This window comes from Sporocytophaga myxococcoides (assembly GCF_000775915.1).
In the GTDB taxonomy this organism is placed as follows: Bacteria; Bacteroidota; Bacteroidia; order Cytophagales; family Cytophagaceae; genus Sporocytophaga; species Sporocytophaga myxococcoides_A.
The window spans coordinates 1-6,282 of sequence record NZ_BBLT01000019.1 but is presented as its reverse complement, the minus strand read 5'-3'; the positions used below and the strand labels follow the sequence as shown (position 1 = coordinate 6,282).

The window sequence follows — 6,282 nt, the reverse complement described above, 5'->3', positions numbered from 1 at the left end:
AACAACAATAGCGTTACATTCTCTTACAAGGATTACAGGCAGAGTGCACAGCAAAAAGAAATGACACTGGAGCCGATGGAGTTTATACGAAGGTTTGCCTTGCATATACTCCCAAGAGGCTTTGTTCGCATAAGACATTTTGGGATTCTTAGTAGCACTTCTAAGAAAGTGACCATCCCCACCATCAAGGCACAGATGCCGGAGAAAACTATCATGCCTCTAAATGGAAGAACGAAGGCACAGATGCCGGAGAAAACTATTATGCCTCTAAATGGAAGAACGATTACTTCCTATGACCCGAAAATCTGTTCCTGTTGCAAAACCAAAACCATGGTCGTTATTGAAATTTTTGACAGACGTGGGCCACCTTTTTTTTTCAATATCAATAAAACTGAAGTAAATATTTAATTGAACTCTCTTGTTCCAGAGCAGTTCCAGCGAAGCTTTGACCAAGGTAAAATAAACAATATCAAATAGACAATAAACTTCTAAGCAAATAATGAAATATCTAAACAACCAGTTTAAAAATGCCTTCATCGTAAGGATAATAACTCCATAAATATCCTCTCCACTTTTTTATATCCCACTAAAAATAGTCTCATTACCCATAGTGCATTGTCTAACAACCTAAGGTTCCGTGCAACAGCGTTTTCATGCTCGGCACGCTGTGCCGCACGAAAACTTAGTTGTTAGCTACTGGCCTTTATTTTTAATTAGGATCTGTTCTAACTTTTCATAATCATTTGATTGACCCAAACCTCGGGTTTCGGTTTTTGAGCCAACAATATTATGTTTCAGACAATGGAAGCAAACTTTAGCTACACCAGAAATTGAATTTGATTTTTTGAACACGAGAATATCACTAAACCAAGGAATGCAGGTCGTGCCCATAATCTCAGGTTGATACTTATCTCTAAAAATCTGGTTTATTGAATCAAAATAAATTTTATTAATTGAATATTTATTAAAATTTAGATCTGTTAAACTATCAATATATAGTGTATCTGAAATAAATTCAGATTCCCTATATAATACTTCCATTGTACCACGTGGATTATTAGCTTTCTTATCAACATCCCTAATATCTATGGCAAGAGAATAATGTTCAATTGCATCAAAATCAAAATAATATTTTCCGGAACCTTTATAACTATAATCTTCAATTGGTTCAGTTATTTTGGTTTGGGATTTTTGGTTGCATGAAAAGCAAATAAATATTAAGATGAAACTTAGATATATGATATTATTCATAGGCTTGTAGCTAACGTTTCTGGGCTTTGCGTTCGGGCGGGTTATAAGCAATAAACTAAGTTAACATTCTTTTAAATTTATTTACCTCACAACTGCAAGTCTAGACGTCACAACGCCTGACGCAAAGCCTCATGTTGGTGGCTGGACAATTTATCGTTGCTTTGTTTATGTAATAAATTGTTTTGTTTGTTTTGTTAAGTTTGATAATGTAATAAGTCCACCACTAGCAATAATTGCTCCACCTACAAATGGAAAACCTGCACCAACCAAGTCAGTAATATCACTCGAAAATAAAAATGGCAAGCAAAATAACATTCCAAATGTCCCAAGTACAATTGCTGTCAAAGCACCAAATCTTATTAGTGATATCATATTAAATTTTGTTTCTTGTCTTACTGAATATTTTGTAACAATTTGTCTTAAAGTTGAAGTTTGGCAATGTGCATAATCTTCAATTGTCCAGGTTTTAAGAGGCTTTGAATTTAGACCGTTTATGTAGTCATTATAAAATGTCGTCCACAAGTCAGGTAGTAATAACGCTCCAAAAATAAATATTGCAAAACTTGGAATTGAGTAGTTACCGTTTCCCAACATAAAAGCCTGCATTCTAATTTCGTCTACAGGTGTCATCTTAAAGTCAAGCAAGATGTGTTTTAGGTCGTGGCTTTCAAAGTTTGGGACAAGTCTTAAATTATTTTTTTCTAAACAGTTTGCAATATCTTTTCCAAGCGTTCCATCTGGAAGTTCTTGTAGTTTTTTTGCTTTCTGTTCATATACAGCAATGTCGTGAAACTGTTCAATTGCCCAAACTGACAAGTGAAATGATTTCTTAATAATTGCCCGAGCTATAATTTGAAAAATATTCATTTTCGTCAAATATTGTCTGTTAGTTTACGGACTACATTGCTTGCCACCAACGTTAAGCATATGCTTGGCCACCGGTTTTCAAAGCAGAAAAGTATTCGCTAGAACTGAAGACAGCTAAAAGCTCTAAACTATCGGCTCCCACTGCACCTGTGGTCGAGCATATGCAATGTTAGCACACGTTTTTACTTTTCTTTTAAATCCTGAGGTATTGTATTTTCAAATAAATATTCAGTTTTATCAATTGGATAATCCTGATTATGAATAATTAAATTAAATCCGTCTTCAAAATATAGATTTAATCCAAAGCTTAATGATTCTGATTTTCTTAGTACTAATTCTTTATAACTAGTCAATGATTTACCAATGTACTTTTTGAATTCAGGAAAATAAACCTCTATTGCTTCAATTTTATACTTAAACTCTTCATCTCCAAATTCTAGTCTTTCTAAGTCAGAAGCTTCAGTTGTTAAGCTTGTAACTTCATCTGTTGTAACTATCCTTATCCAATTATCAAATTCTAAAAAAGTTACGTTGATTCTTTCACTCAATTTATTATCTAAATAAAAAGACTGAACCTTGCCATTCTTAAGCTTTTTACCAATTGCAGATTTTATTAGATCCTCACCTTCCATTTTTTAAATTCTATATACCCAAACCTAACCTGATAATCTAATTTAATCACCCTTGTCGTTGACTTGTAGAATATTTATCAAGCACCAAAGGACTTGTCATTTCTTGAGGTAAAACAACATTAAAGTCACTTGAAGGATTTGGACCAATTAAAATTATAAGCTTTCGATCTTTAGGTTCATATCTTAAGTATTCTTCTAAGTTCAACTTGTCAAATTTTAAGTTTTTTATATTAAGAGCACTAGCTGTTTGTTTGCTAACTATTGACAAATCAATATTATCAGAATTATCCATGAATATGACAAGTATAGTCTCAAGATTTTTGAATAATGTATGAATTCCTCCGTATCCATGTATGCCATCTTTAGGCTCTTTAAATCCAAGTTTTATTGCCGATGGTTCTTTATTATAATCTCTGGTTAAATGAAAGTGTACTTGATCAGCCTTATTTAATGAATCTTCAAAAGATTTGATTTCGTCCATAGTGTTTTTTAAATGTGTGCTAACGGTTCGGGGCTTTGCGTTCGGGCGGGTTTCGGAGCACAAAGTTTCAATTTATTACTAAAGTTCATTAGTAGCACAAAGCTCCAAGTTTACACGTCAGCCGCCTGACGCAAAACCCGTGATAGCGGTTCGTTGTTTTCTCACTCATTGTCTTCTAAAATGTCTGTTGCTTTTGTGTTACCAAGTTGTTCAGCTAAGCCAATAAGCAATCCTTCTACTCCACGAATGTAGCAGAGTCTATAAACGTCACCAAACTGAACAACTTCATCAACGACTTTACCACCGTGTTTTTCAAGTCTGCCCAAAAGTTCGTCAAGGTTGTCAACCCTAAACATTACTCTTAGATAGCCAAGTGAATTCACCGGATTCGTTCTGTGGTCAGCAATTGTTTGTGGACGTAGAAACTGTGAAAGTTCAAGTCGGGAGTGTCCGTCAGGAGTAACCATCATAGCTACTTCAACAGATTGGTCGCCAAGTCCGGTTACCCGTCCTGCCCATTCACCTTCAACCATCATTCTTCCTTCAAGTATCAACCCAATTTCTGTGAAAAATTCAATTGCATTGTCAAGTGATTCTACAACAATGCCAACATTGTGCATTTCCATTAATTTACTTTTTGCCATATTTTATTTGTCAATTTATCGTGTTGTTTCCGGTCGTCCTACAATGACCGCTAACGATTAGTGTAAAATGCGTTTTAATGCATTTTTACACAATGTTAGCTGTATTTATTTGAGAAGAGATTGAAAATCCATTTCAATTTCCTGTTTCTTGGTTTCCATAAAATCTTTTGCCTTGTTCAAGTCACCATAAAAAATATTGTAAATAATTTTATAGTACCCCCAAGTGTATTCCATTGGGAATCTTCTATTTGTTTTTATTTGACACCAAGAATTGAAGTTCAATATTCCTACTTTCTTTCTAATCTTATCTTCAGTCCAAAATCCAATTTCGAGACTATCATCAGAATAGTTAAAATCTAACCTTTGTTCTCTGATTTGAACTTCATTGATAGTTAAAACCTTCTTTTTACTTGGTTCATTAAATCTTCCCTCGTTATAAATTATTTCTTGGAGGACTACGGAGTCAGATAATTCTTCAGTTTCAATTGGCAACTTTTCGGGAACTCTATTTCGTAAAGTAGAGCCAGGACTACTTCTGCTTTCCTTTGTCCAGTTTGTTTGTATTTTTTGAATATGTATTCCCATGTTCTTTAATTACAGCTAACGGTACGTGTAGCTGACGCGACCGGTTTTAAAACTGCGTCGGCATTCGCCGTAGTCAAAAGTTAAATAATAGTTCTGAAATTTCCTCTCCTACAATCCCCGGTCGTGGAAGTTACACTCTGTTAGCCACAGGCATTTTCTATTCTACGTTTAATTTCATTTAAATCAATTCTTTTTTTATGTATGCCCATCAGTTCAACTAATTCTTCTTTTACAATTAGGTCCTTATTTTCTATCCTTATAATTGTAGGATAATTAGGTCTTATTTTCGGATTTAAAAACATTATTCGTTTTATTAGAAACCTGATAGGTTCCAAATCTCCAACAATTTTTGGCCCGTCATAATATGCTTGAAGTATATTATCAGGAAATAAGGGTAAAATTTCTTCTTTAATTTTATTCTGAATTGGCAATTTAGTAGGATAAAAGAAAATAATTCTTCCTTGATTTTTAATTAACCATCCCTCTATCTCGGTATCCAATTTATAGTCACTAATTGCAGACTTAATAGCCAAATAGATAAATAGGAATCCTATTAATATTCTTATTATGCCATCAGCATAGTACCCCCATAAAACTAACAGTAATCCTATTACCCATAAAAAGGATGTACTTATTATAGCCTTATAGATTTTAACTAACATAAATTTTTATACCGAAGAAGCTGACTTTTTTTTTGCTTGTGGCTAACGTTAAGCATTTGCTTGGCCACCGGGTTTTATAGCAGAAAAGTATCCGCCAAGAACCTAAGATAATAAAAAGGTCTGAACTCTCAGATCCACTGCAACCGGTGGTCGAGTATATGCAATGTTAGCAAACGTAATTAATCATCAAATTTTAATTTCACAGTACTCCATGAGGATAGTCAAGTACCCAATTTCCCCCAAACCTATTTCCCTTTTGCAACCCCCAAATATTCAAAATCATCCTTCTTAAATTCGTTTTCTTCAATCTTTGAAATATCCTTCACCCTCAAAACTCTTATCAGCTTGTTAGAACCAGGTTTGAACGTCTCATTATCTGTGCTGCGAACAGCGAAATAATTCAGAGTAGTAGAATTACGGTCTGAATCATGAATTTGAACCAACATCCAATTATCATCCTTATCAATTTTAACTCTTTTTAATATTTCACCTTGTAACGGTAAAAGATGATTGAGATCCTTCAAATTTGCCATAGGCTTAATAGGTGATAAAGTTACTTTAGTACCAACCAGCCCAAACATGTATCTAAGATGATTAAAGTAGTGGTTGGCAAATATATAAAACATCCCAACCAAATTAATTCCTAATTTTATTTCTCCTCCGGACTTTAATTTAAAAAAAAGGGAAAATACAGAACTATAAATAAAACTTACATTCCAGTTTAAATATGGAATAACAAAAACTACTGTTTGACCAACAGCCCATAAATGTAAAAGCGTTTTATAAATTGGTTTATTTAAAAAATAGCAAACGGCTCCTGACACTCCGAACAAGAAAACACAAATTACTGCTAAATTTAAATCTTCTGTCAAATTATTTATCCCCGTTATAGAAATTACTATAACTGATATTGGATATGTCATCAAATAAGGTAAGTAAGGATGCGACTTTAAAAGCTGAGATGCATGAATAGTACTCATAAGTTAAAAATGGTTTCTTTTTATGTTTGCTAACGTTAAGTATAAAATAGGGCAGCGCTTAAAAGAGATCATCTATCAAGCAGAAAAGCCAGCACGCTATATAAAAATAATAAAAAAAGTGCGGGATTTAAAGCGCCGCTGATTCCTCACCATGATTGCCTGCACTGACTACAACCTATT

At 33.8% G+C, this 6,282-nt stretch carries 9 protein-coding genes; 1 reads left to right on the top strand and 8 read right to left on the bottom strand.

Going from position 1 to position 6,282, the window contains the following annotated elements; translation table 11 throughout:
- On the top strand, nt 1-408 hold a 408-nt coding region (locus MYP_RS25910), incomplete at its 5' end, for a transposase (protein WP_197060187.1).
- Between the two features lie 285 nt (nt 409-693).
- On the opposite strand, the gene MYP_RS24400 is transcribed toward MYP_RS25910, so the two are convergent.
- From MYP_RS24400 to MYP_RS24365, 8 genes are all read right to left on the bottom strand, one after another.
- Complete coding sequence (locus MYP_RS24400; protein WP_156140826.1) at nt 694-1,251, bottom strand: hypothetical protein; 558 nt, start codon at nt 1,249-1,251, stop codon at nt 694-696.
- Between the two features lie 165 nt (nt 1,252-1,416).
- Nucleotides 1,417-2,118 carry a hypothetical protein gene (locus MYP_RS25605; protein ID WP_052430496.1) on the bottom strand — a complete coding sequence of 234 codons (702 nt, stop codon included), beginning with the start codon at nt 2,116-2,118 and terminating at the stop codon, nt 1,417-1,419.
- A gap of 182 nt (nt 2,119-2,300) precedes the next feature.
- Nucleotides 2,301-2,750 carry a hypothetical protein gene (locus MYP_RS24390; protein WP_045469943.1) on the bottom strand — a complete coding sequence of 150 codons (450 nt, stop codon included), beginning with the start codon at nt 2,748-2,750 and terminating at the stop codon, nt 2,301-2,303.
- Nucleotides 2,751-2,796: 46 nt separating this feature from the next.
- Nucleotides 2,797-3,231 carry a hypothetical protein gene (locus MYP_RS24385; protein WP_045469940.1) on the bottom strand — a complete coding sequence of 145 codons (435 nt, stop codon included), beginning with the start codon at nt 3,229-3,231 and terminating at the stop codon, nt 2,797-2,799.
- A 161-nt stretch (nt 3,232-3,392) separates the two neighbouring features.
- A complete protein-coding gene (locus tag MYP_RS24380; RefSeq protein ID WP_231570095.1) occupies nt 3,393-3,857 on the bottom strand; it encodes a VOC family protein in 465 nt (154 codons plus the stop codon).
- Between the two features lie 123 nt (nt 3,858-3,980).
- Nucleotides 3,981-4,460, bottom strand: a complete 480-nt coding sequence (locus MYP_RS24375; protein ID WP_045469935.1) for a hypothetical protein — start codon at nt 4,458-4,460, stop codon at nt 3,981-3,983.
- Nucleotides 4,461-4,600: 140 nt separating this feature from the next.
- A complete protein-coding gene (locus MYP_RS24370) occupies nt 4,601-5,122 on the bottom strand; it encodes a hypothetical protein (protein ID WP_045469932.1) in 522 nt (173 codons plus the stop codon).
- A 245-nt stretch (nt 5,123-5,367) separates the two neighbouring features.
- Nucleotides 5,368-5,994 (bottom strand): hypothetical protein, encoded by a 627-nt coding sequence (locus MYP_RS24365; protein WP_156140825.1) that lies wholly within the window; start codon nt 5,992-5,994, stop codon nt 5,368-5,370.
- Nucleotides 5,995-6,282 lie beyond the last annotated feature (288 nt).

Coding starts and splice junctions, on each gene's coding strand:
- MYP_RS24380 (WP_231570095.1), bottom strand. CDS start 3,857: ATGGAAATGCACAATGTTGGCATTGTTGTAGAATCACTTGACAATGCA.
- MYP_RS25605 (WP_052430496.1), bottom strand. CDS start 2,118: ATGAATATTTTTCAAATTATAGCTCGGGCAATTATTAAGAAATCATTT.
- MYP_RS24400 (WP_156140826.1), bottom strand. CDS start 1,251: ATGAATAATATCATATATCTAAGTTTCATCTTAATATTTATTTGCTTT.
- MYP_RS24385 (WP_045469940.1), bottom strand. CDS start 3,231: ATGGACGAAATCAAATCTTTTGAAGATTCATTAAATAAGGCTGATCAA.
- MYP_RS24390 (WP_045469943.1), bottom strand. CDS start 2,750: ATGGAAGGTGAGGATCTAATAAAATCTGCAATTGGTAAAAAGCTTAAG.
- MYP_RS24375 (WP_045469935.1), bottom strand. CDS start 4,460: ATGGGAATACATATTCAAAAAATACAAACAAACTGGACAAAGGAAAGC.
- MYP_RS24370 (WP_045469932.1), bottom strand. CDS start 5,122: ATGTTAGTTAAAATCTATAAGGCTATAATAAGTACATCCTTTTTATGG.